General features: G+C 64.0%; 29 protein-coding genes and 1 pseudogene. 12 read left to right on the top strand and 18 right to left on the bottom strand.

The genetic code is table 11. The features are described 5' to 3' along the window. The first annotated feature begins 239 nt into the window (after window positions 1-239). Genes MVA47_RS02155 through MVA47_RS02145 form a run of 3 tightly spaced genes read left to right on the top strand, consistent with a single transcriptional unit; the run spans window position 240 to window position 3,633 of the window. Window positions 240-2,075, top strand: coding sequence for a hypothetical protein (locus tag MVA47_RS02155; protein WP_247206476.1), 1,836 nt, complete (start codon window positions 240-242; stop codon window positions 2,073-2,075). After that, entirely contained in the window at window positions 2,075-2,308 is a 234-nt protein-coding gene (locus tag MVA47_RS02150; protein WP_247206475.1) for a hypothetical protein, read from the top strand. Before MVA47_RS02155 ends, MVA47_RS02150 begins: the two co-directional genes overlap by 1 nt. After that, window positions 2,305-3,633 (top strand): hypothetical protein, encoded by a 1,329-nt coding sequence (locus tag MVA47_RS02145; protein ID WP_247206474.1) that lies wholly within the window; start codon window positions 2,305-2,307, stop codon window positions 3,631-3,633. Before MVA47_RS02150 ends, MVA47_RS02145 begins: the two co-directional genes overlap by 4 nt. A gap of 8 nt (window positions 3,634-3,641) precedes the next feature. Here MVA47_RS02145 and MVA47_RS02140 read toward each other — a convergent pair whose 3' ends face one another. The 4 genes from MVA47_RS02140 to MVA47_RS02125 form a co-directional block, all read right to left on the bottom strand. Continuing rightward, entirely contained in the window at window positions 3,642-4,418 is a 777-nt protein-coding gene (locus tag MVA47_RS02140; RefSeq protein WP_247206473.1) for a glycoside hydrolase family 16 protein, read from the bottom strand. A gap of 5 nt (window positions 4,419-4,423) precedes the next feature. Next, a complete protein-coding gene (locus MVA47_RS02135; protein WP_247206472.1) occupies window positions 4,424-4,573 on the bottom strand; it encodes a hypothetical protein in 150 nt (49 codons plus the stop codon). Window positions 4,574-4,659: 86 nt separating this feature from the next. Next, a complete protein-coding gene (locus MVA47_RS02130) occupies window positions 4,660-5,094 on the bottom strand; it encodes a VOC family protein (RefSeq protein ID WP_247206471.1) in 435 nt (144 codons plus the stop codon). Between the two features lie 65 nt (window positions 5,095-5,159). After that, window positions 5,160-6,134 carry an arsenic resistance protein gene (locus tag MVA47_RS02125; protein ID WP_247206470.1) on the bottom strand — a complete coding sequence of 325 codons (975 nt, stop codon included), beginning with the start codon at window positions 6,132-6,134 and terminating at the stop codon, window positions 5,160-5,162. Between the two features lie 95 nt (window positions 6,135-6,229). Between MVA47_RS02125 and MVA47_RS02120 the strand changes: the two genes are divergently transcribed. The 3 genes from MVA47_RS02120 (at window position 6,230) to MVA47_RS02110 (ending at window position 7,954) form a co-directional block, all read left to right on the top strand. Beyond that, window positions 6,230-6,463 carry a DUF3263 domain-containing protein gene (locus tag MVA47_RS02120; protein WP_247206469.1) on the top strand — a complete coding sequence of 78 codons (234 nt, stop codon included), beginning with the start codon at window positions 6,230-6,232 and terminating at the stop codon, window positions 6,461-6,463. A gap of 70 nt (window positions 6,464-6,533) precedes the next feature. Further along, entirely contained in the window at window positions 6,534-6,746 is a 213-nt protein-coding gene (locus tag MVA47_RS02115) for a hypothetical protein (protein ID WP_247206468.1), read from the top strand. A gap of 233 nt (window positions 6,747-6,979) precedes the next feature. Further along, the gene (locus MVA47_RS02110; RefSeq protein WP_247206467.1) at window positions 6,980-7,954 is read left to right on the top strand and encodes an antibiotic biosynthesis monooxygenase; all 975 of its coding nucleotides are present in this window, start codon (window positions 6,980-6,982) and stop codon (window positions 7,952-7,954) included. A 25-nt stretch (window positions 7,955-7,979) separates the two neighbouring features. Here the strand turns inward: MVA47_RS02110 and MVA47_RS02105 are convergent, their stop codons facing one another. The 6 genes from MVA47_RS02105 to MVA47_RS02080 form a co-directional block, all read right to left on the bottom strand. Next, a complete protein-coding gene (locus MVA47_RS02105) occupies window positions 7,980-8,729 on the bottom strand; it encodes a maleylpyruvate isomerase family mycothiol-dependent enzyme (RefSeq protein WP_247206466.1) in 750 nt (249 codons plus the stop codon). A 102-nt stretch (window positions 8,730-8,831) separates the two neighbouring features. Continuing rightward, a complete protein-coding gene (locus MVA47_RS02100; protein WP_247206465.1) occupies window positions 8,832-10,751 on the bottom strand; it encodes a signal peptidase I in 1,920 nt (639 codons plus the stop codon). Then, window positions 10,748-11,386, bottom strand: coding sequence for a SipW-dependent-type signal peptide-containing protein (locus MVA47_RS02095; protein ID WP_247206464.1), 639 nt, complete (start codon window positions 11,384-11,386; stop codon window positions 10,748-10,750). Before MVA47_RS02095 ends, MVA47_RS02100 begins: the two co-directional genes overlap by 4 nt. Beyond that, a complete protein-coding gene (locus tag MVA47_RS02090; protein WP_247206463.1) occupies window positions 11,370-11,969 on the bottom strand; it encodes a signal peptidase I in 600 nt (199 codons plus the stop codon). The genes MVA47_RS02095 and MVA47_RS02090 overlap by 17 nt, the downstream gene beginning before the upstream one ends. After that, window positions 11,966-12,490: a hypothetical protein gene (locus MVA47_RS02085; protein ID WP_247206462.1), complete on the bottom strand. Its 525-nt coding sequence runs from the start codon at window positions 12,488-12,490 to the stop codon at window positions 11,966-11,968. Before MVA47_RS02085 ends, MVA47_RS02090 begins: the two co-directional genes overlap by 4 nt. Before the next feature lie 4 nt (window positions 12,491-12,494). Further along, complete coding sequence (locus MVA47_RS02080) at window positions 12,495-13,052, bottom strand: alternate-type signal peptide domain-containing protein (RefSeq protein ID WP_247206461.1); 558 nt, start codon at window positions 13,050-13,052, stop codon at window positions 12,495-12,497. A gap of 303 nt (window positions 13,053-13,355) precedes the next feature. Between MVA47_RS02080 and MVA47_RS02075 the strand changes: the two genes are divergently transcribed. Then, window positions 13,356-14,519, top strand: a complete 1,164-nt coding sequence (locus MVA47_RS02075) for an AraC family transcriptional regulator (RefSeq protein ID WP_247206460.1) — start codon at window positions 13,356-13,358, stop codon at window positions 14,517-14,519. A 14-nt stretch (window positions 14,520-14,533) separates the two neighbouring features. Here MVA47_RS02075 and MVA47_RS26910 read toward each other — a convergent pair whose 3' ends face one another. From MVA47_RS26910 to MVA47_RS02065, 3 genes are all read right to left on the bottom strand, one after another. Continuing rightward, complete coding sequence (locus MVA47_RS26910; RefSeq protein WP_308280617.1) at window positions 14,534-14,599, bottom strand: universal stress protein; 66 nt, start codon at window positions 14,597-14,599, stop codon at window positions 14,534-14,536. After that, window positions 14,572-15,432 carry a universal stress protein gene (locus tag MVA47_RS26590; RefSeq protein WP_308280458.1) on the bottom strand — a complete coding sequence of 287 codons (861 nt, stop codon included), beginning with the start codon at window positions 15,430-15,432 and terminating at the stop codon, window positions 14,572-14,574. Before MVA47_RS26590 ends, MVA47_RS26910 begins: the two co-directional genes overlap by 28 nt. A 130-nt stretch (window positions 15,433-15,562) precedes the next feature. Beyond that, window positions 15,563-15,712 carry a hypothetical protein gene (locus tag MVA47_RS02065; RefSeq protein ID WP_165842475.1) on the bottom strand — a complete coding sequence of 50 codons (150 nt, stop codon included), beginning with the start codon at window positions 15,710-15,712 and terminating at the stop codon, window positions 15,563-15,565. A gap of 157 nt (window positions 15,713-15,869) precedes the next feature. On the opposite strand from MVA47_RS02065, the gene MVA47_RS02060 reads away from it, so the two are divergent. Next, window positions 15,870-16,244 carry a nuclear transport factor 2 family protein gene (locus MVA47_RS02060; RefSeq protein WP_247206459.1) on the top strand — a complete coding sequence of 125 codons (375 nt, stop codon included), beginning with the start codon at window positions 15,870-15,872 and terminating at the stop codon, window positions 16,242-16,244. Here the strand turns inward: MVA47_RS02060 and MVA47_RS02055 are convergent. Beyond that, window positions 16,237-16,998 carry an SDR family NAD(P)-dependent oxidoreductase gene (locus MVA47_RS02055; RefSeq protein WP_023954463.1) on the bottom strand — a complete coding sequence of 254 codons (762 nt, stop codon included), beginning with the start codon at window positions 16,996-16,998 and terminating at the stop codon, window positions 16,237-16,239. The genes MVA47_RS02060 and MVA47_RS02055 overlap by 8 nt on opposite strands. A gap of 111 nt (window positions 16,999-17,109) precedes the next feature. Between MVA47_RS02055 and MVA47_RS02050 the strand changes: the two genes are divergently transcribed. Both MVA47_RS02050 and MVA47_RS02045 read left to right on the top strand, forming a co-directional pair. Further along, on the top strand, window positions 17,110-17,904 hold the full coding sequence (locus MVA47_RS02050) for a helix-turn-helix domain-containing protein (protein ID WP_247206458.1): 795 nt from the start codon (window positions 17,110-17,112) through the stop codon (window positions 17,902-17,904). Window positions 17,905-17,969: 65 nt separating this feature from the next. Further along, on the top strand, window positions 17,970-18,347 hold the full coding sequence (locus MVA47_RS02045; protein WP_247206457.1) for a DUF427 domain-containing protein: 378 nt from the start codon (window positions 17,970-17,972) through the stop codon (window positions 18,345-18,347). A 4-nt stretch (window positions 18,348-18,351) separates the two neighbouring features. Here MVA47_RS02045 and MVA47_RS02040 read toward each other — a convergent pair whose 3' ends face one another. The 3 genes from MVA47_RS02040 to MVA47_RS02030 all read right to left on the bottom strand — a co-directional run bounded on the left by MVA47_RS02040 (window position 18,352) and on the right by MVA47_RS02030 (window position 21,065). After that, a complete protein-coding gene (locus MVA47_RS02040) occupies window positions 18,352-19,374 on the bottom strand; it encodes an acryloyl-CoA reductase (RefSeq protein WP_247206456.1) in 1,023 nt (340 codons plus the stop codon). A 145-nt stretch (window positions 19,375-19,519) separates the two neighbouring features. Further along, window positions 19,520-20,479 carry an alpha/beta hydrolase family protein gene (locus MVA47_RS02035; protein ID WP_247206455.1) on the bottom strand — a complete coding sequence of 320 codons (960 nt, stop codon included), beginning with the start codon at window positions 20,477-20,479 and terminating at the stop codon, window positions 19,520-19,522. Between the two features lie 232 nt (window positions 20,480-20,711). Beyond that, window positions 20,712-21,065 carry a helix-turn-helix domain-containing protein gene (locus MVA47_RS02030; protein ID WP_247206454.1) on the bottom strand — a complete coding sequence of 118 codons (354 nt, stop codon included), beginning with the start codon at window positions 21,063-21,065 and terminating at the stop codon, window positions 20,712-20,714. A gap of 89 nt (window positions 21,066-21,154) precedes the next feature. Between MVA47_RS02030 and MVA47_RS02025 the strand changes: the two genes are divergently transcribed. Further along, a complete protein-coding gene (locus MVA47_RS02025; protein ID WP_247206453.1) occupies window positions 21,155-22,177 on the top strand; it encodes a zinc-binding alcohol dehydrogenase family protein in 1,023 nt (340 codons plus the stop codon). Between the two features lie 84 nt (window positions 22,178-22,261). Here MVA47_RS02025 and MVA47_RS02020 read toward each other — a convergent pair whose 3' ends face one another. Beyond that, a complete protein-coding gene (locus tag MVA47_RS02020; protein WP_247206452.1) occupies window positions 22,262-23,713 on the bottom strand; it encodes an MFS transporter in 1,452 nt (483 codons plus the stop codon). Window positions 23,714-24,074: 361 nt separating this feature from the next. On the opposite strand from MVA47_RS02020, the pseudogene MVA47_RS02010 reads away from it, so the two are divergent. Further along, window positions 24,075-25,288, top strand: a pseudogene (locus tag MVA47_RS02010) (alpha/beta fold hydrolase). Window positions 25,289-25,317 lie beyond the last annotated feature (29 nt).

Here is a 25,317-nt window from a genome sequence, read left to right as displayed (position 1 = left end):
CACCCGGCGTTGTAACGTACAAAGTCAGGTGAACGCATGGTTACAGACGGCGGAGCCTGACGGCCTCCTCAACGTTCAGTGTACGTCTGTGCACTGAAATAACTCGGCATTGCTCCCGCATTTTTGCAGGCAGCGGAAGGCTAGACCCCTTGTGGGTGCACGTGCGTTTACTGTATTTTTGCTGAGAATCTTCAGTTCGGTGGATTCGGCCCAGAGCGGTGTGAGGTGGCGGGGAGTCGATGTTGACACAAGGTGAGAACGTGCTGGCGGCGTCCGAGGGCGGCGGAGCGGCACTGGATCAAGTCTTCGGCATGAGTGCGGCCGCCGGGGTGGTGTCGGTGATCCTGCTCTGGGTGGGTTATCTCCACCGCGCCCGGAAGATCACCTGGCTCGCGTCTACGGCCGAGTGGGCCGGTCGCCGCCTGAACCGACCACCATGGGCGGCACTGCCCATCTTTCTGTTCACCAGCACCATCATCTGCGCCCTGTTCGGGTTCATCTGGGACGTCAGTCTGCACATCGGCAAAGGTCGCGACGAGGGTCCGTTGGCAAACCCGGCGCACTACTTCATCCTGGTGGGGCTGTTCCTTCTCTTCATCGCGGGAATGCTGGCCGTCTTCCTGCCGTACGACAAGCCCGGTCCGGCAGCCGTTCGGATCACCCGCACCTGGTACGCACCCGTCGGTGGCATCCTGCTGGCCGGCTGCGGCTTCTACGCCCTGGTCGGTTTCCCCCTCGACGACATCTGGCACCGCATGTTCGGCCAAGACGTCACCCTGTGGGGCCCCACCCACCTGATGTTGATCGGTGGCGCGGGGTTGTCGCTGATCGCAGTGGTGCTGCTCGACCGTGAGGGTCGCGCCGCGATGGGCGAGAACGCGCCGGCCGACGGGTGGGGCAACTGGCTCACCCGGTGTATGGCGTTCGGCGGACTTGTCATCGGGCTGTCGGTCTTCCAGATCGAATACGACTTCGGCGTCGAGCAGTTCCGGCTTGTCCTGCAGCCCATGATGATCGCCGGCGCGGCAGCGTTTGCCCTGGTCGCGGTCCGGATGACGCTCGGACCCGGATCGGCCATCGCCGCAGCGCTTTTCGCGGTGGCCATCAGGGGGATCGTCGCACTGATCGTCGGTCCCGCACTCGGAGCACCGATCAACTTCTTCGCGCTGTACCTCGGCCCGGCAGTGGTGGTCGAACTGCTGGCCCTGACGCCCTTGGTGAGACGACCGGTGCTGTTCGGGGCTGTCTCCGGACTCGGCGTGGCCACCCTCGGTCTCTGGATCGAGTCGTGGTGGATCGATGCGGTGTACCACTACCCATGGCCGACCGGGATGTGGGCAGAAGCCTTGGCCATGGCGATCCCGGTCAGCATCGCCACCGGTGTGTGCGGCGCTCTGTTGGCCGTCATCTTGCGAGGCGAGCCGCTGCCGCGTCCCCGCCTCAGTGCTGTGGCAGTGGTGCTCACGGTCCTGATCGTCGGTGGTGCCGTTGCCAACGGGTTGCGCACCGAGGTGCCTGAGAATGCCAGCGCCACAATCACACTGACCGATGTGCCGAGCACTGACGGTCGCATGGTGACGGCCGAGGTGACAATCGACCCGCCGGGGCTGGTCAGTGACGACCCAGAATGGGTGTCGATCCTCTCGTGGCAGGGCGGCATCGAGAACGACCGCGGTCTCTTCATCGATCCGCTCGAACGCGTCGGTGCCGGAATCTACCGCTCCACCGAGCCGGTGCCGGTGTCGGGGACGTGGAAAACGCTTCTGCGCGTGCAGGATGGCACAACGATGACCGCCGTGCCGATCTTCTTGCCCGCCGACCCGGGCATCGGCGCCCCTGAGGTGGCTGCGGAATCGACGATGACACGTGAGTTCATGCCAGAGATCAAGATCTTGCAGCGGGAGCGCAGCTTCGACTACCCGAGCTGGCTGTTCACGGTCGCCGGCCTGGTGGTGTTGGCGTGCTCGTTGATCTTGATCGCAGCGTTGTCGTGGGGTGCCGGCCGGATCAACAACAAGCAGCAGGAGACCGGGGCCCGTACGGACACGCGACCGACAGTGCAACCGCAGACCTGATGGGCGACAACAACGTACAGTATCTGGCCGGCCACTCGCTGCTGTTGGCCGCGCCGGCGTTCTTCCCGGCGCTCATCCTGGTGATCGTCATCGTGGTCATCGCCGTCCGGGATCGACGGCGCGGCGACGATGATGGCTCCGGTCTCGAAGGTGACGTCGAACGCGACTCCATCGAGCAAGACGGCGACGAATACGTTCGCGACGACGGAAACGCCGGAGACGCCCGGGGATGATCGTTGCGCATGGCCTGGGCGGATCCGAAGACCTGCCCATCCCGTACACGTCTGTGCTCATCGGTGGGGCATGGGCCCTGACGTTCTCGTTCGCGGTGGTGGTTTTCGCATGGCGTACACCGAGGTTCGGCCCGGACAAACCAGGGCGGCCGGCACCGCTGTGGATTGGCCGCCTCGTCGATTCTCCGGGCACGCGCACCGTGGCGGCGGTACTGGCTCTGGTGTTCGCGGTGTGGGTGATGATGGCCGGGGTCTTCGGGCCGGATTCGGACGACAACCCCTTCGCGGGAAGCTTTTACGTTCTTCTCTGGGTGGGGCTTGTTGTTCTGTCCGTGTTGGTCGGCCCCGTGTGGCGTGTCCTCTCGCCGATCCGCACCGTCTATGGATTCGGTAGCCGGATTGTCGGCCGATCGCGATCCGACCGCACGCGCGTCTACCCCACGACATGGGGTTACTGGCCCGCAGCCATCGGGTTGTTCGCTTTCGTCTGGCTCGAACTCGCCTCACCAGAGCCGGATTCGGTCCCGGTCATCCGGATCTGGCTGCTCTGCTACGTGGTGCTGATGGTCGCAGGCGCTGCCGTCTGGGGAGACCGCTGGCTCACCAGGTCCGACCCATTTGACGTCTACAGCGTTGTGGCTTCCCGTCTTTCGGTATTCGGCCGTGACCGGGCAACCGGGCGGATCGTCGTCGGGAACCCGATGAACCACCTGACCACGCTCCCGATTCTGCCCGGCACGGTGGTTCTGCTGTCGGTGCTGCTCGGCTCCACCGCTTTCGACAGCTTCTCCGACTTCCCCCAGTGGAAGGACTATGTGGAGTCGATCGGCGGCGGAGATGTGGGCTCCTCGGCGGCACACACCCTTGCCCTTGTCGTTTTCATCGCGGTGGTGTTCGGAACCTTCACGCTCGCCACCCGCGCCACCGGTGGCGTGAGTTCGGCGCAGCGACAAGCGCTTCCGGGTCAACTCGCACATACGCTGATCCCCATCGTGATCGGGTACGTCCTGGCCCACTATTTGCAATACCTGGTGGAGAAGGGGCAGGAGACGTTCCTGGCTCTCGGCGATCCGCTCGGCCGAGGGTGGAATGTGCTGTGGCTCCAGGACGCCCACCCCGGTTATGTTCTCTCACAACACCCGACCGTGGCGGCCACGCTCAAGGTCGGGTTTGTCCTCGGCGGTCACATCGCCGCAGTCATAGCCGCGCACGATGCGTCGTTGCGACTTCTTCCGGCACGTCATCAGCGCACCGGGCAGTTGGCGCTGTTGCTGACGATGGTTGCGTACACCTTCCTCGGTCTGTACCTGCTGTTCGGCGGATGACCGCCCGGTCAGGCGTAGCCGCGAAGATGATCGACCACCATTTCTGGCACCAGATCATCGTCGGCGCCGTTGGATCGCTCCGGGAAGTCGAAGACGGCCAGCATCATCTGCATGGGATAGGTCGGGGGATTGATGCATCGCCGTACAAACGTGCCGTCGACGTAGAACTCGACTGCATCGGGGGTCCACTCGACCGCGTAGTCATGGAAGTCGCTCACATCGATGGGCAGCACCGTCGTCGTGAAATCGTCGACCACCGACGGATCGCGAAACGGATGCAGACCGGTACCCACCGCGGCGGAGGTCGACGAGGTGATGGTGTCACCGAAGATCTCGGCCACACAGATCTCGGCGCTGCGCTCGGGAACGTCTTCAAGACCCACCATCCACCAGGCGAACATGGATCTGGGCGAGACGGTGGCACGCATCCGGATCTCCAGGTAGCCGCCCGCCGGTGTCCAGCCGCGAAACTCCGGTTGGTGCTCTCGCACCACGGCCCCGTCGAAAGGCGGTTGCTGTCCCAGAGTGCTGCCGACTGCTCCGGATCCGTTGCCCGACTGGATACCCGAGACCCGCAGCGCGGAGTGCTCGCCTGCCAGCCACAGCGGCTGCTCCGGCGGGATGGACAGATGCAGACAGGAGTCGGAGATCCTGTAGGTGGCCGCGGTGTGCGCCCGCGAACTCCAGGCGGGCAAGTAGTGCGGGGACCACACGGCCGGGTCCAACTCGTGGTTGTCGAACTCCTCGGAGAAGGTCAGGCGTCGACCGCCGATGTCGGTGACCACGTGAGTTACTGCCCGTCCGTGGAACCTTCGGTTCCACCCAGAGCATGACCGCGGTTGATCTCGTGGCCGTGTTCGCCGGCCTCGTAGACCGCGGCTTGTCTGCGGAGCTCATCGGTCTCACCGATGGGCTCTTCGTCTTCGAATGGAAAGGTCATCGATCCTCGCTGGTGATGGTCACGTGCTGATCCCACCGTACGTCGCGACCTCCTGTTGCCGACCGAAAAGCATTCGAAGGACCGAGTCAGGCGAGGACCACTGTTCCGTCGGCCTCGACGTGCCAGCCGGGGTTGTGCGCGATCTCCCAGATGAGGCCGTTGGGATCACGCACCTGTGCGTGGAAGATGCCACCGAAAGCGCCCGGTTGTGGCGGTTTGAGCACGGACGCGCCGGCCGCGACCATGGCGTCGGCGACCGCCCGGACAGCATCCCGACTGTCGACGTTGTGGGCAACTGTTGCACCGGATATCGATGGGGCATCAGCCACGCCGATGTCTTCGGCGAACTTACCGGCCTCGAAGAACCCGAGGACAACGCCGGGCGCGATCTGGAAGAAGATGATCTCGTTCTCCACGTCCATCAGCGGTTTCCATGCGAGTCCGTTCACATAGAACTGCCGTGCGGCGTCGAGGTCGGCGGTGGCGAAGGTCAGGAAGTGGATCTGCTGGTCGAGTTGCACCCTTCTCACGCTAGGTGAGGGCGGCCACGGTCTCGTGAACGTTTCGGACAATTGCGCTGGCGATGTCAACGGGAAGGGATCAGGTACGGGATCACCCGGACGTAGACGACCATGCCGACCACTTCGACCAGGGTCTGCGTGACCACCACGGCCGCTGCCAGTTCGTAGCCCGCCGGTAGGGCGAGGGCCAGGGGGAGCACCACGAGTGAGTTGCGGGTGGCGCCGCTGAAGACCAGTGCGCGGCGACCGGGGTTGTCGAACGCGAATTTCGATGCCACCCAGCGACCTACAAAAGCCATCACGACCAGGAAGAGAACATAGAACGGCACAACCGCGACGACGTCACCGAGGCTGCCGGACACCTTCGGTATCTGCGACGCGACAACAACGAGCAGCACGATGACCATCAGCGGCACCATGGTGGCTGTTGCGCCTGAACGAACTCGACGCGCGAGCAGGAAACGCACCGCGAGCGTCTGGGTGGCCCACGCGAGCAGCAGTGGCACCACGATGAGGATCACAAAAGCCTCGACGAGAGGTCCTACCGCGATGATCTGGGCGAGGTCCGAGCCCAGGAACACGGCGAGGTAGACCGGTAACAACAGCATCTGGGCCAACAGCAGCAGCGGCGTCGCAGCCAGCAACCGATGTGCGCTGCCCCCTGCGAGCCCAGAGAACACGATCACGTAATCGATACAGGGACTGAGCAGCACGAGCAGCACCCCGAACCGGACTGCCTGGTCGTCCGGCAAGAAGACGAACATCGCCGCGACCACCAACGGAACGATGGCGAAGTTGAGTACACCGACAGCGACCAGGAACCGGCGGTCTCGCAGAGACCGGGCGAGGTCACGGGTGGGGATCTGCAGAAACGTCACGTAGAGGAGCGCGCCGAGAGCCGGGTTGATGGCCCAGTCCAGCGACTCGCCGGCGCCCGGCGCGACGAGGCCGAGAACGATGCCGGCACCGATGGCCGCCACGTAGACGATCACCTGCCGGCGGTCGAGGACCTCGACCAACGTCGACAGTCGATGACGCACTGCCCCTCGCTTTCTGGTCCCCGCGATCTTCTCAGGGCGACCGGCCGGGTCCTCTGTCGGATGCGAAATTCGGTCGCAGGATCGATAATTGGACCATGACCACTCTGAGCAACATCCCTCCGGACGAGGTGGAGCGAATGCTCGACTTCGCGCGGCGGTGGTACCCGTACGGCGGAGGGTCGGCCGACGACATCCTGGTGGAGTTCGGCATCGGGGAGCGGGACTACTTCGAACGCCTCACCGATGTGCTCGACACCGATCAGGCCGGTGGCCACGACCAATCTGTGGTGACCGCGATCCGTCAGGTGTGCACCCGCCGCCTCGCATGACTCTTCGGGTGTGACCTGGGCTTCCCATCTTGGTCGGTCAGGAACTATAGAGCGGCTACAATTTTGCGCCATGACCTCCGGGCAGTGGGAGCAGGACTCGAACGAGGCGCAGGCAACGTATTTCGCCGCCCAGCTCGAGTTGTGGGCAACACAGATCGAGGACGAGCTGACCAACAACAAGGTGTCGGCGGAGACTCACTCGCGCAAACGGTTCGAGCTGTACGAGGTCCGTCGACAGATCGATGCACTTCGCCGACGATTTCCGACCGCCTTCAGCGTCTGAGGCGTCAATGGTGCTCGGGCGAGCGGGTTTTCGTGACACGCGGTCGGTGCCTCCTTCGGTTGCACCGAGGTGGTGCCGATGGGCGATTTCTCCACACGGCCGGTGAAACGCCGTCGGCTCACGTACGATTGCGCCGCCAGGAAGTCGAGACGACGCGCTTCGAGTCACGTCGAGGTGTGGCCCGAGCCGGCCTGCCCGTGATTCCACCGCGTGACGACGAGTAGGAGCCGGCGATGACCGCCGAAGCAACGACAACAAACAACGCCGCAACGGTGATCATCGGTCAGAAGGTCAACCCCGGAACCGAACGTGCATTCGCCATCTGGCAGGACGACATGAATGCCGCGGCCGCCCGCTACCCGGGATTCATCGCCGCCGAGACGGCTCAACCGACAGACGTGCAGCCCGACTGGGTGGTGGTGTATCGCTTCGACTCGGTGGCTCACGTGCAGGCCTGGATCAACAGCGCCACACGGCAAGAACATCTCGACAGGGGCCGGGAGTACTTCGACGGCCCCGCGACGCAACAGGTCATCACCGGTGGCGCGGCCCCGGTGGATCCGCTTGTCACCGTGGTGGTGACTCACCGCGTCTCGCCGGAACACACCGACGACTTCCTCGAATGGCAGGGCCGTATGCGCGAGGCCGAGTCCGGGTTCAAGGGCTTTCGCGGTACCGAATTGTTCCGTCCCATCGAGGGCCTGCAGAACGAGTGGACGGCGTTGTACCGCTTCGACAGTGCCGCCGACCTGGATGCGTGGCTCACCTCCCGTGAGCGGCAGGTCCTGCTCGAGGAGGGCAAGAAGTTCAACGAGTTCGAGTTGCGCACCATCGACAACTCATTCGGTAGCTGGTTCGCGTTCGACCAAGACGGTCACCGTGCGCCGATACCGTCGGACACGAAGATGTCCACTGCCGTCTGGGTAGGTCTCTACCCGACCGTGGTGCTGCTGTCGCTCGCCCTTTCGCCCCTGGGAATGCCGCTGTGGCTGGGGCTTTTGATCGGCAACCTGCTGTCGAGCTTCGTGATGACGTTTTTCACGATGCCGTTCTACGTCAACAAGATCCTCGGTCACTGGTTGTACCCGTCACCGAACACTCCCAAGAGACAAACGAACTTGCGGGGGTTCGCTGTGATCCTCGGGGTGATGGCTCTGTGGACCGTGGTGTTCTACCTTGTCACCGTGGTGTTCTGGACACTGCCTTGATGATCGGCTGACTCAGAACTGCCGGTCAGAACTGGGTACGTTCGAGCCAGGTGTCCCACACCTGACGGTCGCCGAGGATCTCGATGTCCGCTTCCTCCGCCGTCTTCCTGCGGCTGATCGCCAGCAGTAGGTTCGTTGCCTGTCCCCGCACGGCTGTGTCTGCTTTCGCGTGGCGGTGGTCCCACACCACCGCTCCTTCGTCGCCGCGGATGAACCACTCACCGGCTGAGCCGAGATCGGCCTCGGCAGCGTGCAGGTGCAGCGTGGCCCCGTCGTTCAGCGGAGAGGCCGGGTCTGCCGGTCGCGCCGCCATTAGACCCAGCCATTCGGAAATTCCGTCGGCGGCGAGATCGGCAGAGAGATCGAACCGAACACCAAGCGCCAGTTCGGCATCCGCACGGTGCACGGTGGTCTCATGCAAACGTCGTCGAATCCACCAGGCGGCCGGCTGGGGCCCGGTGAACGTCCACACCGGGGTGTGGGCACCGGTCTGTGCGACTGCGTCGAGGAGCGTCTGCACCCCGCCGTTGAACCACTCGATTGCCCCGTCGATGTCTTCCGGCGGTTTGCCATTCGGAACCTGACGCGGATCGGCCGGGCTGTCACGTTTTTCGCCCACGATCTGCGCCGCCCAGCGATCTCCACGTCCGACGTGCCGGAACAACTGCTGGATCGTCCACTCGGGGCAAGTGGGCACGGGCTGCGTGAAGTCGGCATCCCGGATCGCCTCGCCGAGGAGCCGGTTCTGTTCTACGAGTGCATCGGTGTAGTCCACGATCGGACAGTACCGCCCGAGGCGTCGACGAGACAGGATCAACCGTCGAACAGGTCGAATTGCCTCGTGGCGTTCTGTCGAGCCGCTGCGTGCGGGTGCTGGTTACCCGGAGCCGGTGGGCTCCAGATAGGGCGAGGAGAGCCATGTTCCGGTTTCACGGCTGATGGAGGTCGTCCCCGATACGCCGGTGACCCGCAGTTCGTCGGAACCGGTGACCCATTGCAGGGTGTCATCGGCTGCTGCGGGTGTGCGGAATTCCTCCACATTGCTCGCGTTTCGGATGACCACCGCGGGGCCGGTGGCGGTCTGCATCAACTGTGCTGAGTAGCTGCCCGATGACGAGGTGGTTGCCGCTGAGATGGGTTGTTCCGTCGCGGTTGTGGTGGTTGTCGTCGTCGTGGTGGGTGCGGCGGTGGTCGTTGTTGTTGTGGTGGGTGCGGCGGTGGCCGTTGTTGTGGTGGGTGCGGCGGTTGTGGTGGTGGTTGTGGGTGCGGCGGTCGTTGTCGGCGGGGGGCTGGTTGTAGTCGTGGTCGCTGTCGTCGAGGGAGCCATGCGGAGGCCGCTCGGCGCGGCCACAGCGCAGGCGACACCGGTCGAGGTTGAGGTAATTCCTTGCGTCACAAATTCCGTGGACTGGTGTGCGTTGTCCACGCGGGTACGGACTTCGACGTTCGCAGCTGTGCCGGAGAGACCACTGACCTCGAATACGGAGACAGTTCTACTCACCGGCTGACCCGCGGCGGTGCCAGTCGGTGCGGACACATCCACGGCGTTGATGACGTTCCCAGTCGCCGGATCCCGAACGATCACCCGGTAGGTGTAACCGGACAGGTGAGGCCACGACACGGTGGCCGTGGTCCGAGAGCCACTGTTGGTAATGCAACTGACGGACGCAGGAGGGGGGACGTAGGTGCCGATCCCGGACTGCTCCCCGCCCCCGCTGCACGTCAGGTTCTCGCGCCACGCCAATGTCGAATCCTGATACACACGGAAGCCGCGCCAGGTCGAGGAGACGGCTCCACCGGGGAGCATGGTGTGAATCTCAGCGTTGTACTGCCAAATAACGCCACCGCGATACGGAAACCCGCTCGCGCCGAACGTCGTCGAAATTATTGACCCTGTAGTACTCGAGGCCGGGGGAGTGACGTCCACGGTTCGCCAAATATTGCCATCGAGATCCCGCAAGATGACGCGGTACTGATAGGGCTGCCCAATGTGCGCCCAGTTGAGAGTGACCACGCGTAGGTTCGATGGGCCGCTGGTGGCGCAGGTGACGTAGTTCAACCCCGAAACATATGTGTCGATCCGCGGGGCAAACTCGGCTCGAGATGCGAATGACCCGGTGGTCGCGGTGGCGGAACTGCTATATACGGCAGCCGTACCTTCGGAATTTGCGAGAGTGACCAGCATGGCCGCTGCCAGTCCCAGGGCGATGAGAGGCGGCGCAGCAGTGGCCGCATGTTTGGGTTTGTCGGCGCGTGGCGTCTTGCCGGCGCTGTCTTTTCGATTACGGCCCGTGGGAAAGACCACCAACCAGAGAAGGCCGACCACAAACAGGCCGCCGATGACTTTCGCGGCGGGTGTGTCCAGCCACGCGGCCACGTAGCCCAGGCCGTTGACGTGGAACAACACCCTGTCGGCGGAGTCGACCACGTAGGGGAGGGCATCTGGCACGTTGTTGGCGTCGCCTTGCAGGGTCAGTGCCACAGCGTCGCCTGCGGTGGAGTCGACCGACACCACGCGGTGAGTGATTCGGATTCGCTGAGCGTTGTTGACGCTGATGACATCACCAGCACTGATGTCGGTGGCGGACACGTCTTTTGCGATGGCCAGCGCACCTGTGGGGATGGTGGGCTCCATCGAGCCGGACCGAACGATCAGCGGCGTGATGCCGAGGAACATGGCTGCCGCTGCCGCGATGATGCAGAGCAGGCCGAGGGCGGCACCGGCCGTCAGCGCGATCTCGCGAAGGATCCTGGCGCGACTTCGATGCTCGGTCGGATGGGCAATTGTGTGCGTCATGTTGATGTCGCAGTGAACGTGGCGGTGATGGACGAGAGTGTCTGACTCTGGACGCTGAGGGGAGCGGCCGGCACGAGTGCCACAACAAAACACAGCGCTCTTGTATTGGTGCCCGCGGTCGCGCTCAGCGTCTGCGCGGTGGTGACGACGGACACTGAGTTGCCAGCCCGCAGAACGGCTGTGCCGATCTGGGTGCCGGTGCAGCTTCCGGTGGTCAGGCCGTTGGCGGTTCCGTTGGTGGGTGAGGCACTCGCGAAGACCGTCATCCGAAGATTGTTGGCGAGTGCAGGGCTACCCACCGGGGTACTTGCTGCCATCGTGTAGCTGACCGGAAGTGTTGAAAGGCTGTTTTGCACCTGCAGTGTTGCCGCTCTGCTCTCGCCCGGGAGCATGTTGGTCATGGTGAGACCCGTTGCGCCGGTATACGAGTACTCCTTGACTGCGTTGACGCGGAGGTCGACCACGCCGGTCTTGAAGTCTCCCGACGTTGCCGCCACGGAATTGCTCCACAATGCCATCGTCCCGACGGCGCCGAGTCCCAGGACGATGCCGATGGCCAGCATTGCTCGCAGTCGGACACCGAGTGGCCCGGTGAGCGCCTCCCGGAAACGGGTCGAGTCAAAGCTGTGCGACATGATGTGACGTCTCTTCTGATCCGGGCTCCTGCCGACGTGAGCGTCGTGCGTCGCGAACGCTGCCGACAGTCAGCAGGAGGGCGTAGGAGAACAATCCGATCACCAGTGCGCCGATGGTCCAGGCGCGCTGCTGTCCGGTGAGCCAGTTGTTGACATAACCGAGATAGGGAATGCTGTACCAGACCTTTCCATTGACCTGTTCGGCCACAACGGGTTCGGTGTCGGGGGTGTCGTTTGCGTCACCCTGCGTGGTGTATGTCCGCTCACCCCTGGCGTTTTGAGAGCTGGCGACGATGCGGTGCGTGACGACCGCGGGCTCACCTGGCCGCAGTTGGTACGTGATCGCGTCACCGAGCCGAAGGTCTTTGGAATCTACGGGTTTGACGATGATCAACGTTCCCGGCGGATACGTCGGCTGCATGGACCCCGTCAGCACTGTGAACCGGTCGGCACCGGCCGCGACCGGGATCACAATGGTGACCACCAGGACCGCCGACATCGACAGCAGCAACGCCCAGCTCAGTGCGGAACGTATCCACCATAGGGGCCCGGTGTGCTCGTCTGCGGATTCTGAATCGGTCATAGCTGTTGATCCGCTCGGAAATTGAGAGTAACGGAGCTCGTGCTGTTCTGTGGTGCCCCATTGCCGACAGTTGCCCGTAAGCACCAGACCTCGGAGGTGTTGATGGGGACAGTTCGGGCAGCAGACGGGAATGCAGTCCACGGTCCGGCCACGATGTTTGTCGGATTTCCACTGGTCGGGCAACCGGCGATGCTGCCGACGACCCAGGCGGAGAAGGTCAGTGGAACCCCGGACGTGGTCGGCGAGATCGACTGGAGTCGGTAGCTGACCTTGGTATTGCCCACCACCGAAATGGTCAGTGGGCGTTGAACCACCGAGCCCGGGCTGAGGTTGATCCCGCCGAAGGCCGTCCACGGGTACGTGTTCGAGCCGCCGGCGAGAATCCTCAACTCGCCTGATGTGAGGGTTGCGGCGCCGATCTGATCCTGGCCACGCCAGGTCGCGCTGGTTTGCTGCGTTGACAGCAAAACCAGCACGGTGATCGTCACGGCGGCCGCAGCCCCCAACCAGAGCTTCTTCACCTAATTAGGGAGTAACTGGATTGGTGTTCTGGACCAGGGTGAGCGTCGTGGCAGAGAGATTGATCGTCTCGTTCTGCGCGGTCGTACCCAAGGTGCCTGGGTCGAATGTCATTGTCACCGTGACGACGATGGGCTGAGCTGCTCCTGTGGGAACAATCTGTACTCCCGTGGGGCCGCCCGGGAGTGTGACGCCGTTTGAGGTTGCCGACACCACCGGGTTCAGCGCCGCCTCCAGCGCTGTATCTCCGGTGACGTCGCCGAGGTCGACGGACAGAGTTGCAGTGAGGTTGTCTCCGGTGGCGTTGACGGCGGTCTCGCAGGTGTACGAAACCTGGTCGCCGGGGACGATGCGGAAATCGGTGATGCTCGCGATCGGGGTGCCGTTGTTGACATCGGTCCAGGTTCCGCCGTCGGTGCAGTCCTCGAGCGACAGCTGGCCGGAACTGATCTCCCCGCCAGGAGAGGTGCCCTCGTCATTCCAGTAGGCAAGGCTGCCGGCACCGCCGAGTAGAAGGATGGCTCCCGCGCCGGCGGCAACTGCTGCTTTGGTTTGCTTCTTCATGGTCAATCTTCCTGTAGTGGGCCCGCTTGGACCCGCTGAGATGGAACGATGGACGCGGCTCAACCTCGAAAACCCGAAATGAAACTCGAGAGGTCGGACGAATTCATTTCGCCCTCAGCGCCGACTGGCCCGAAACAAGTACCTCGAAACAGGTACATCACCCAGCGCTCATCTAGTATGTCGCATTTTTGAGCTTTCCGTTACGGATATTTTTTCACCCGCTAAATGGGCAGGTCAAGGCGTCGCAGCGCGGGCCAGGCTTCCTAAATATCGCAAATATGTCTCCGATTTTGCGCATTTCGTGTGGCCGACAAGATCAAATTGGACCGATATTCGCATTTGCTTGTATTCGTTTTGCGGCCACACTATTATCGTTTAATGGATAGTCGCGAAATAAAAGCATCTGCCGCCGGCACTTTCGGCCCAAGGGACGGACTGTCTGCTGTGCGCACCGGTGACGTTGATGAGGCGCGTGAGACTATGGAGCGCATCTATCTGGCAACTGAGCTCACCGTCCTCCGGGCGGGGGTACTCGATGCCCACCTGCAGGCGCTGGAGCTGCCGGCGCTGACGTTGGGACGCCTCTCTTTCGGGGCCGCGGTCAGAACCGAGGTAAGGGAGATCGCCGACTACTACATCAACATCGTGCTGGCCGGCCGTGCGGTGAACACTTGGGATGGGGGTGCGGGGGCAATCATCACGCGGCCGGGTTTTGCTGCGGTGTTCGCTCCTGGGTCGGCGGGTGCCATCGCCTGGTCGCGGGACTGCAGCCAGCTCTACCTCAAGATTCGACCTGGAACGCTTCATCGCGAGTTGGAGATGATGCTTGATCGACCGGTTCGATCGAGCCTGGTGTTCCCATCGCTGTTGAACGTATCTACACCAACCGCATTCACCTGGTTGGCCCTGGTCAAGGTGTTGGCACAGGACGGAGTGCGGCCCGACGGAGTCTTTGGTCACCGTCTTGCAGTAGCAAATGTGCAGCATCTTCTGATCCAGGGTCTGCTTCTCACGCAGCCACATACATTTGCCGACGAAATGGTGGGTCGGAGAGCGAGCAGTGCGGGCGGGAAGGCGACGAAGCAAGCAATCGATTTCATGCACGCTCAACCGGAACGGGCGTGGACCACTGGCGAACTGGCAGGCGAGGTGGGTGTCAGCGGGAGGACGTTGCAACAGGCGTTCGCCGACTCCGATCAACCCTCCCCCATGACTTATCTCCGGGAATTACGACTTCATCGCGTTCTTGCAGAACTGAGTGATGAAGCCGCCGAATCGACAACGGTGGCAGCGGTAGCCCGAAAATGGGGCTTCGTCCACCTGGGTCGTTTCGCGCAGCAGTACCGGGAACTGTTGGGTGAAATGCCCTCACAGACAATGCGATCGACCCGTGGTCGACCTCACCTGATCAATACATCGACCAAGAGGTCGGCCGTCGCCGCGCCCGGCACCCGCCCGCCCAGTTGAGCGGCGAGTTCCCGTCAGTGCACCACGAGCACCGAACAATCAGCATGGTGGATCAGGCTCTGGCTGACCGAACCCAGCACGGCCCCGGCGAGTTTGCCGTGCCCACGGCTGCCCACGACCACGAGTTGTGCGGATCGGGAGAGTTCCTTGAGCCCCTTGGCCGCCCGGTGTCGGTGTAGACCTTGTTGACGTGGGCCCCGGGGAAACGCGCGCGCAACGGTGCGACCAATTCGTCCAACTTCTGTTCCTGGTTGGATTGCAAGAGGTGCAGCAGGTTCCAGTCGACCGGCCCCTCGCCGTAGCCGAGCCCGACCGCGGCGCCGGTCTCCCACATGTGCGCAACCGTCACCGGTGCGTGCAGCGTGTCGGCGACTTCGAACGCCGACTCCAGCGCGCGCGTCGAGTTCTCCGACTCGTCCACTCCGACAACAACGGGTAGCGCCTCGTCGGTGTCGGGGCAGGCCGTCCTGCGCCACACCAAGACCGGGCAGCGCGAGTTGTTGACGATCCGGATCACATGGCCGCCGAGGATGAGATCGCTTGCAGCGCTGGTCCAGTGAGATCCGATGACCACCAACCTCGCAGTGGCCGAGACCTTTTCGAACGCCGGACCGACGGCCTCGTTCACGATGTGCCGCTCGACGGTCAGATCAGGATGCACCGCCCGGATGGCGGATTCCGCCTCGTCGATCTTCTTGCGGCCCTCCTCGGCGAGTTCGGTGGCCAAGGCCTCGGGCGTGAACACCATCGCGTTGGCGAAGTACCAGTCGATCCGAGGTATCGCGTGGAAGAGGGACAGAGGCGAATGGCTTGCTGCGGCATAGTCCGCCGCCCATCGGGCGGCGCCGAGTGCGGCCTCGGAGCCATCGATCCCCACGACGATGGCCGGTGCGTTGCTGGCGTCGGTGTTCATCTCACATCCTCGGTCCGGTGAACCGGATGATCGAGGCCAGCGGATCGCTGGAAACAGTGCCCGGCTCGCTTCGAACCCTATGTCGGCAGTGTCGGCGGCATCAACGTCCTCGAGTCCGCGCCGCGGTCATCTACTGACCGTCGGACGTGCCCTCGCTGCCACCGAGCGCATGGTCGCGTTCTTCCCCGGTGCCTTCTTCGCCTGCCTCGTACGTCTTCTTCTGCTCGGCTGTCTCGTCGGTTTCGCCGACGGGCTCTTCGTTTTCATGCGGAAAGGTCATGGGGTCCTCTCATCGGTGACACGTCGTTCTGTGGTGACCACCGTACGGAAGGGGTGGGCCGCGGACCGAAAACTATTACCCCGGAGGTCATCGCTCCAACCCACCGCCGCGCAGCAGCATGGTCATCACAACACCAACGCAAGACGAAGGAGACGCGATGACCGAGATGACTGCCCTGGTTGACGACTACCTGAACGCCTGGAACGAAACCGATCCAGGCGCACGGCGGGCGATCGTCGAGAAGGTCTGGGATCCCGAGGGTGTCTACACCGATCCGCTCGCTTCGGTGGCGGGCACCGAAGCGATCGATCAGGTGCTCGCCGGGGCTCAGCAACAATTCGCGGGGATGCGGTTCGTTCGGGGTGACGTGTTCGAGACGCACCACAACGTCGCTCGTTTCACCTGGGAACTGGTACCGGCGAGCGGAGGAGAGGCAGTGGTGATCGGCTTCGATGTGGTCGCGGTGAACGACGAGAAGATCACCAGCGTCTACGGGTTCATCGACAAGATGCCGGGTCAGACCGCTATGTGATGGTGAGGCCGCCGTCGACGACGATGGTCTGACCGGTGACATACCCGCCGGCCGGTGAGGCGAGCCAGACCGCGGTGGCCGCAAGTTCTTCGGGGTCGCCACTGCGGGGCAGTACCTGCCGCGCAGCCATCTGTTGCAGATAGCCGTCGGGGTACTGGGCGGTCATCTCGGACTCGAAGAACCCAGGGGCGATCGCGTTCACCCGGATACCTTTTCGCGATCCCCACTGCTGCGCGAGGTCGCGGGTGAGACCCGAGATGGCGGCCTTGCTCGCGGAGTATGCGGCCTGCGGAAGGCCTGCAGTGGTGATGCCGAGGACGCTCGAGATGTTGACGATCGAGCTTCCCGGCTTCATCACCCGGCCGCAGGCCTGCGCGGCCCAGTAGGAACCGTTGAGGTTGATGTCGATCACCGACCGGAATTGCTCGGGAGTCTCCCGGGTGGCCGGCACGGCCGTTCCCACTCCGGCGTTGTTGATCAAGACATCCACCTGGCCGAACTCGGTCATCGCAGCCTCGACCATCGCGGTGGCCTGCTCGACCTGCGTGATGTCGGTGACCACCGACAGGGAGGTGCCTCCCACGGATTCGACCAACGCTGCTGTCTTTTCGAGCTTGTCGGCGCGGCGGGCGGCGAGCACCACGCGGGCTCCGGCCTCAGCGAACCCCTTGGCGAAGGCAACCCCCAAGCCGGACGAGGCGCCGGTGACGATCACCACCCGGTCATCGAGCCGAAAGCGGTCGAGCACGGTCATGAGAACTCCTCTTCGATCGTCGAACACCCACCCACGGGCAGCAGTCGAACTTGAGCTCGGTGCAAAACCCGCAGTCCATAATGCTGACAGATCAACCCGGGAGATCAGTACATGACCGAAGAACAGCGTTACCTTTTCGGTGACCTGCTGCGGCAGTGGCGCACCACCCGCAAGGTGCCGCAACTGGATCTCGCGTCAGCGGCCGACGTCTCCGCGAGGCATCTGAGTTTCCTGGAGACCGGCCGATCGGTGCCGAGCCGCGCCATGGTGCTCAGACTGGCCGAACATCTCGATGTGCCGCTGCGTGAGCGCAACCAGATGTTGCTCGCCGCCGGATACGCCCCGTCCTACGGTGAGACGCCGCTCGACGGTTCCCGAATGACCATGGTGCGGAGCGCTTTACGTCAGGTGCTGGCCGCGACCGAACCGTACCCGGCCTTGGCGGTGGACCGGCACTGGAATCTCGTGGACGCCAACGCAGCGGTTGCCGCCTTCACCGACGGTGCTCCCGACGACCTGCTGGAACCTCCGTTCAACGTGCTCGAGTTCAGCCTCGACCCGCGGGGGCTCGGGTCCAGGATCATCAACCATCGGCAGTGGCGCAGGCACTTGTTCGAACGACTCGACCGGCAGATCAGGGTGACCGGCGACCCGGAACTGAAAGCACTGCTGGCCCGCCTCCAGCGGTACCCGGTCCCCGACAGCGACGAGGATGCCGACGCAGATGCCGCACTCTCCGGCGATGTTGCGATCTACCTGAGGCTGCGCAGCGACCAGGGTGAGCTGTCGTTCTTCAGCACCGTCACCACGTTCGGTACCCCGCTCGACGTGACGGTCGACGAACTCAGCGTCGAGAGCTTCTATCCGGCCGACGACAAGACGGCGGAGTTCCTGCGACTTCGCTGATCGGTGACGCGGGGAATGCACGGCTGCGGTGAGCGTTGGCATCGAGGGAGAGAAAGAGGCGAACCATGTCGAGAACGCAATTGATCCCTGGCCCCGACCATCCGATCACGGTGGAACCGAGCACCGACTCGGTGACCGTGACCGCAGGCGGCACGCTCGTCGCCGACACCGACAAGACGCTCACCCTGCGTGAGGCGTCCTACCCGCCGGTGGCGTACGTGCCGCTGGCTGCGGTCGATCCAAAAGTGCTGCAACGCAGCGACACCGAGAGTTACTGCCCGTTCAAGGGCAGTGCCTCCTACTTCGATGTCGTCACCGACGAAGGCGTCATCAAAGATGCGGCCTGGACGTACGAGGAGCCCTACGATGCGGTCGCGCCGATCGTCGGGCACCTCGCCTTCTATCCCGACCGGGTCGACATTGCTGTTGACCCTGCGAGCTGAGTCCTCAGAACCCGCCGGCCACCCGCACCACGGCCCGGCCTGAGAACTCTCCCGCGCGAACCTGGTCGATCACGCCGACCACGTCTTTGACGTCGACCTCCGACACGATGTGCGCGAGGTGCTTGGGGGCAAGCGGTCCGGCAAGTGCAGCCCAGATGGTTCGTCGAGGCTCGATTGGCATCTGCACCGAGTCCATGCCGAGCAGGGCGACACCGCGCAGGATGAACGGCAGCACGGTGGTGGCCAACGCGGGTCCTCCGGTCAGGCCGCTGGCCGCCACGGCGCCGCCGTACTTGATGCCGCTCAGCACGTGGGCGAGCGTCTTGCCGCCGACACAGTCGACGGCGCCCGCCCACTGGGCCTTGCCGAGCGGGCGGGGTTTGGCATCCAGGTCCAGTGGCAGTCGGCCGATGACGTCGGCGGCACCGAGTTGTCGCAGGCGATCGCCAGCGTCTGTCTTACCCGTGGACGCGACCACCTCGAAGCCCTGACCCGCAAGGATGTCGACGCTGACCGAACCGACGCCGCCGGTTGCGCCGGTCACCAGTACCGGGCCGTCGGCGGGGGAAATCCCGCGATCGAGCAGTGCTTGCACGCTCATCGCCGCGGTGAACCCGGCGGTCCCGATCGCGGCACCGTCGCGTGGCGAGAGTTCCCCGAGGGCAACCACCCAGTCGGCCGGAACGCGTGCGTACTCGGCGTAGCCGCCGTGGCGGCCGGTGCCGATTTCGTAGCCGTGGGCGAGAACCAGATCGCCGACCGCGAAGTCGGGTGACTTCGATTCCACGACCTCGCCGGTGAGGTCGATGCCGGGAACGATCGGATAGTCGCGTACCACACCGCCTTTCGGCGTCAGAGCGAGTGCGTCCTTGTAGTTGACACTGGAGTACAACACGCGGATGGTGACGTCTCCCGTATCCGCGGTGGGAGTGCCACCTTCGGGCAAGAACGATGCGTCCACGGTCTCGATCGCCGTCTCGATACCGTCGTCGGTCTGCCGCGCCACCAGGGCTGAGAACTGATCCATGAAGCGACGTTAACGCCACCGACGGCACGTCCGGACGACGGGGAGCCCGAACGTACTGAACCGAGACCTGGTCTCCTGAACACAGAACAACGACGTCGGCCGCGACCCAGGAAGCTGGGTCGCGGCCGACGAACTGGTGTGGGGGCTAAACGCCCAGCGAAGGAGCGAGCGTTCCGTACCAGGATTCCTTGAGGCGGTCCTCCCAGTGGGTCCACCAGTGCACACCCTCCGGCGTGATGTGGACCTGCGGGTTGACGCCGGCGACACGAAGGCTCGCGATGTAGAGCTGGCTGCTGATCGACGCCGCCGTCTCCAGCGGCACCATCTGGGAGAACTTGATCGGGTCGAATGACGGGCTCGCCGGGTTGAAGATCGGGTTTGTCCGAGGCGAACCCGCACCTGAGGACACGTATACACGTTTGCCACGCAGGTTTCCGGTGTGCAGCGAGGGATCGTTCGCCGTCCAGGCTCCGGCCGGCCACAGGCCCCACATGTTCACCGGGTTGCCGCCCATCTCGAGGACGGATGCGGCGATGCCTTGTGCAAACCCGGGGGTGCTGACCGTGGGGTAGCCGCTGTACGACGCGACGCCCCGGTAGAAGTTGGGGTGCTTGGAAGCAAGGTTCAATGCGGAGGTGCCGCTCATCGAGAGTCCGGCAATGGCGTTGCGGCGGTTGTCGCTGTTGAACGCCGACTTCAGGTAGGCGGGCAGCTCCCGGGTGAGGAAGGTTTCCCATTTCTGCCGGCCCAGGGTCGGGTCGTCGCGCTGCCAGTCGGTGTAGAAACTCCCGCCGCCGCCGAAGGGGATCGCCACATTCACGTTCTTGCCCGCGAAGAACTGCTGCACATCGGTCTCGATGAGCCAGCCGCTGTTGTTGTTGGGTGCACGCAAGCCGTCGAGCAGGTAGAGGGTGGCGTGGCTGCCACCGCCCGACGCGGGGAGAACGCGAACTGGGATGTTCTTGTTCATCGCGGCGGAGTAGACGTAGACCGTCTGAGGGGCTGCCGACGCAGTGCCGGGCGCCGCAGTCACCGAGACTGCCACTCCGGCCACAAGGGCAAGGGCTCCGGCGACGAACTTTCGCCAGGCGTGCTTTGCGCGCATCAGTTTCCTTTTGTACGTGGTGCCAGTGAATGGCCCGATCCGGACCGGTGCTCTCCCCGGTGCCGCATGCGGCCCGGCGGGGAAGGTAACAGCAAAATAACAGGGCCTTCCGCTGTGCGCACGCCTGGCATCGTCGCTGATGGCGTCGGCGATTGTGAGCTTTGCGAGCGACCTTGCATCACCTGCGGCGCTGTCGATTCCTAAGGCACGATTTACTGCCCGGAAGGGTCGATCACGATGTATGTGAGCCGAAATGTTCGAGGTTTTCTTCCACCCATGTCCGCAGGGATGCAAGCGGTTCACTGGCGCCGCGACCCAGATCGGTGAGCTCGTACTCGACGTGCAGGGGCACCTCGGGCAAAACGGTTCGGGTGAGGAAGCCACCGCTTTCCAGCCGGCGGAGCGCGGCGGTCAGCACCTTGGGACTGACGCCCTGCAGGCGCACCTTCAGTTCGCCGAACCGCAGGGGGCCGTCTTCGAGTGCCCCGATGATCAGCGCGCTCCACTTGTCTGCGAGCAGATCCAGAATCGGCCGGCACGGGCAGGTGGCTGAGTACACATCGCCATGGTCTCGTGTCGCGGTCATCGGAGCTCCTGTGCCTTTTCGCGGTCTGGTTACCAATGGATACTAGTATGCCTTGCGGGTAACTAGGGGGTATTGCATACCGTTGCCCCATGTCCACTACACAGTCGTTCGTCCCGTCCACATCCAGATCGGTCGCCACACTGTCGGCCGGCCCCATCGACGCCGCAGACTCTTTTGTCGAAGTCGACCTGCCGATCGGCGAAATCGGACCGCACGACCTCCTGGTCGCGGTGAAAGCGGTGTCCGTGAATCCGGTGGACGTGAAGCAGCGTGCCGGCAACCAAGAGCAGGGGGAGCCGAAGGTTCTCGGATACGACGCGGCCGGCACCGTGGTGGCCGTCGGCACCGACGTGACACTGTTCGCCGTAGGTGATGACGTGTTCTATGCGGGATCAATCGCGCGGCCCGGGACCAACACCGAGTGCCACGTTGTCGACGCGCGTGTTGTCGGCCGAAAGCCGTCGTCGCTGAGCTACGGGGACGCGGCGGCGTTGCCTCTTACGTCGATCACCGCGTGGGAGGCACTGTTCACCGAGATGCGTCTGACCACCGAATCCACCGGCACCTTGTTGGTGATGGGTGGCGCGGGTGGTGTCGGGTCGGTGATGATCCAGCTCGCGCGGGCTTTGACGGGCGTCAAAGTGCTCGCGACAGCGTCGCGGCCCGAGTCGGTGAAATGGGCCGAGGCCATGGGTGCGCACCACGTCATCAACCATCACCACTTGCGAGAGGAGGCGAAAGCTGTTGCACCGGAGGGGATCAACTGGATCTTCTCACCGTTCTCCGCGGGAAACGTCGAAACGTACGCCGAGATCATGGCTGTGAGAGGTGCTGTCGTGGCGATCGACGAGCCCGAGGGTCTGGACCTGCTACCGCTCAAGTCCAAGAGTCAATCGTGGCAGTGGGAGCTGATGTTCACCGTGCCCCTGCACGCGCCGGATGACCTCAGCCAGCACCACCTGCTCAACCGGGTTGCCGATCTGGTCGATCGTGGTGTCGTAAGAACCACTGCCACGCAGCATTTCTCGCCCCTGGACGCGCGGAACATCCGCGAGGCTCATCGTGCCGTCGAGAGTGGCAAGATGATCGGCAAAGTGGTGGTCGAGGCCTGACCCACAACCGATGATGTGCCCTTGTGGCGAAGATATCCCCAGGTGGGGTCCGCCAGAAGGGCACATCATCGGGATCAGATGGAGTCAGGCGTCGGCGTAGACCGTCCCGCGGCGGAGCATCAAGGTGAGGCCAACGGTCAATCCGGTGCCGACAAGGATCACGATGGCGACGGTGTTGAGCCCGCTGACGGTGGGCGCGACGCTACCGGCAACAGCGGACGACGCCAGGATGGTCGTGGCGATCGACGTGCCGACGCCCTGCCCGGCAGTGCGCACAACGGTGTTGAGACCGGTTGCCTCGCTGGTGTTCTCGACCGGAACCTCCTCCACGATCAGGTTCGGCAGGGCCGTGTAGGCAAACGATGTCGCGATGGACACGGTGACCACCATGACAAACATCCCGACCTTGGAATCGTGGAACATCATCAGCATCACGCCCGACACCCCGTACACCAGGCCGCCGATCAGGAGCGAGACCCGCGATCCCATGGTGCGCGTGATCCGGCCACTCAACGGGGTGAACGCGAACCCGAGGAGTGCTGCGACGAATGCCAGCAGTCCGGCGTCGGTCGGGGTCATGCCCAGGCCGAAGGGCGCGCTCGTGGGCGTCTGCAGCACGAGGGGAACGATCATGTTGCTGATACCGAAGGGACCGGCGGCCAGCGTCAGCGTCGCGAGCATCGTCAACGCGACCTTGCGGTGAGCCAGGAGTCGCACGTTTGCGATCGGATCGGTGACCCGCAACTCCCACACCACCCAGAGCGCCAGCACCACCGCACCACCGATGAGCAGGCCGAGTGTCTTGGCATCACTCCATCCCCAGGCGCCGGACTTGTTGATGGCAAGCAGGATTGCCGCGATTGCCGGGGCGAAGGCGATGGTGCCGAGGAAGTCCACCTTCTGGCTGGTACCGACCGGCCGGCGCCAGGGCAGCACGAACAGCACAAGCAGCAAGGTGAATGCGGCGTAGACGGCCGCGACGATGAAGATCATGTGCCAGCTGGCGTGATCGATCATCAAACCGGCAACGTAGGCGGACGCTGCGCCGGCGGCCACCGCCGTCCCGGAGATCAGGGCGACAGCCACCGGGACCTTCACATTGGGCAGGTGTTCGCGGGCCAAACCGATGCACAGCGGCAGGATGGCGCCGGCGACGCCCTGGATCGCACGGCCGATGATGATGGCACTGATGCTGTCGCCGAGGGCACTGATCAGTGACCCGATGGTGGCGGCGGCGAGGATGAACACCAGAACTCGCTCGCGCCCGTACATGTCGCCGAGCCGACCGCAGACGGCCGCAGAGGCCGCGGCGACCAGCAGAAAGGCTGTCACCGCCCAACCGACCGTCGCAGCGTCGCTGTTGAAGTCGGCGATGATGGTCGGGATCGCGGCGAACACCATCGAGGTCTCGAAAGCGCTGATGATCTCGACCAGGACCAGGATGCCGATGATCACCCCGGTGGAGCGTCGACGGTTGAAGCGTCCGCGTTCGGGCAACGGCTTTGCCGGTGCCGTCGGGTCGGGGATTGTTGTCATGGATGTCCTCCAGGTAGACGTGATCATGTGTGACGAACGCGGCTGTCGCCGACTGCGGCGTATAGGTCTGTGGCGCAGTACATGTGGATTCGATCGGGCGAAGACGGGCTGCCTCCGCCGCGGTGAGCCAAAAGCTACAGTGACGCAGCGCACACAAACTGCTCAGTCCCACTGGCCGGAATCGGATGTTGCTCGGCGCTACGAGTCGTCGCCGCGGCGGCTTGGAGGAGACAGATGAGTCGCCGAGCCGGGCGATGTGTGATGCGGGTACGTCCGATACAGGCAGGTCTCGCTCACCGGGACTGTTCTGATCCCAAAGGGTGGGCGCTGTCACAGTGCCTGCATGAAAAGAGGCGCACAAATGAGTGAAAACCCTGCCGCACGACATCGCCGGAAGGCGGTACCCGTCCGATGGTCGGCGCTGGCCGCCGCTGCAGTGGTCACCTCGGCAGTGGTTTCCTGCTCGTCCGGCACAGACGATGGAACGAAAGGTGATACGGCGCCGGTGAAAGCAGGCCGAGTTTTGTCCGCGGCCGTGGTCGGGGGACCGGTTGCTCTGCGAGATGCGGCCCAGACCACCTTGATCACGTACTCGTCGGAAGACGCGAGCGGGAACGCCATCGTGGTGTCCGGAACGGTTGCGGTACCGAGAACTCCCGCCCCGGCTGGGGTTACCCGGTGATCAGCTGGGCGCATGGAACCACCGGCGTGGCAGATGCGTGCGCACCGTCCGCGGCTTTCGAAGGCGGTCCGACCCAGGCTTATCTCACCGAAGTCGATGCCGCATTGAATGATTGGCTGAGCAAGGGCTTTGCCGTCGTTCGCACCGACTACGAAGGTCTGGGTACTCCGGGGGTCCATCCCTATGTCAACGCCGACTCGGAGGTGAACGCGCTCACCGACATCGTGCGGGCAGCACGTGACCTCGACCAGTCGATCGGCACAGACTGGTACGCGGTCGGCCACAGTCAAGGAGGCCAGGCCGCATTGTTCGCCGCCGCAAACGCTCCCGAACGTGCACCGGAGCTCGATCTGCGAGCTGCAGCGGCCATCGCGCCCGGGAGTGGACTCGATCGACTGCCGGAGTACTTCAAATCGGGTGTGCCCGGAATCGCTGCGGCACAGTCGTTTCTCCCGCTGATTCTCCTCGGTGCACAAGCAGCCGATCCGTCGATTCGTCCCGAGGACCTGCTGACCGAACAGGCTCGTCCGCTCCTCGACTCCGCCAGGACCGGCTGTCTGGACGACATCCGCCGCGTGCCACCGGTGGTGGGCGGCCAGGTGTTCCGGGCCGATGCCGACCTCGGTCCGTTGACGGACTACATGACGAAACAAGAGCCCGCGGCGGTGAAAGTGGTTGTGCCGACGATGATCGCTCAAAGCTCCACCGACGCGGTGGTGCCGAAATCCGGCACCGATGTCCTGGTCGACACCCTGTGTGCTCGAGGCAACCAGATCGACTACCGACTGTACGAGGGCGCCGACCACCGCCAGACCATCGGCGCCTCGTTGAGCGACATCCAGTCTTTCGTCTCTGCGGTGGAAACCGGGGGCCCGGCAGCCGACGGCTGCTGACCGACAACCCTGCCCGTCCGCCCGACGCG

It is taken from the genome of Williamsia sp. DF01-3, assembly GCF_023051145.1.
GTDB lineage: Bacteria > Actinomycetota > Actinomycetes > Mycobacteriales > Mycobacteriaceae > Williamsia.
Note: the sequence above shows the minus strand (reverse complement) of the source record. Positions and strands in the feature narration are given on the sequence as shown.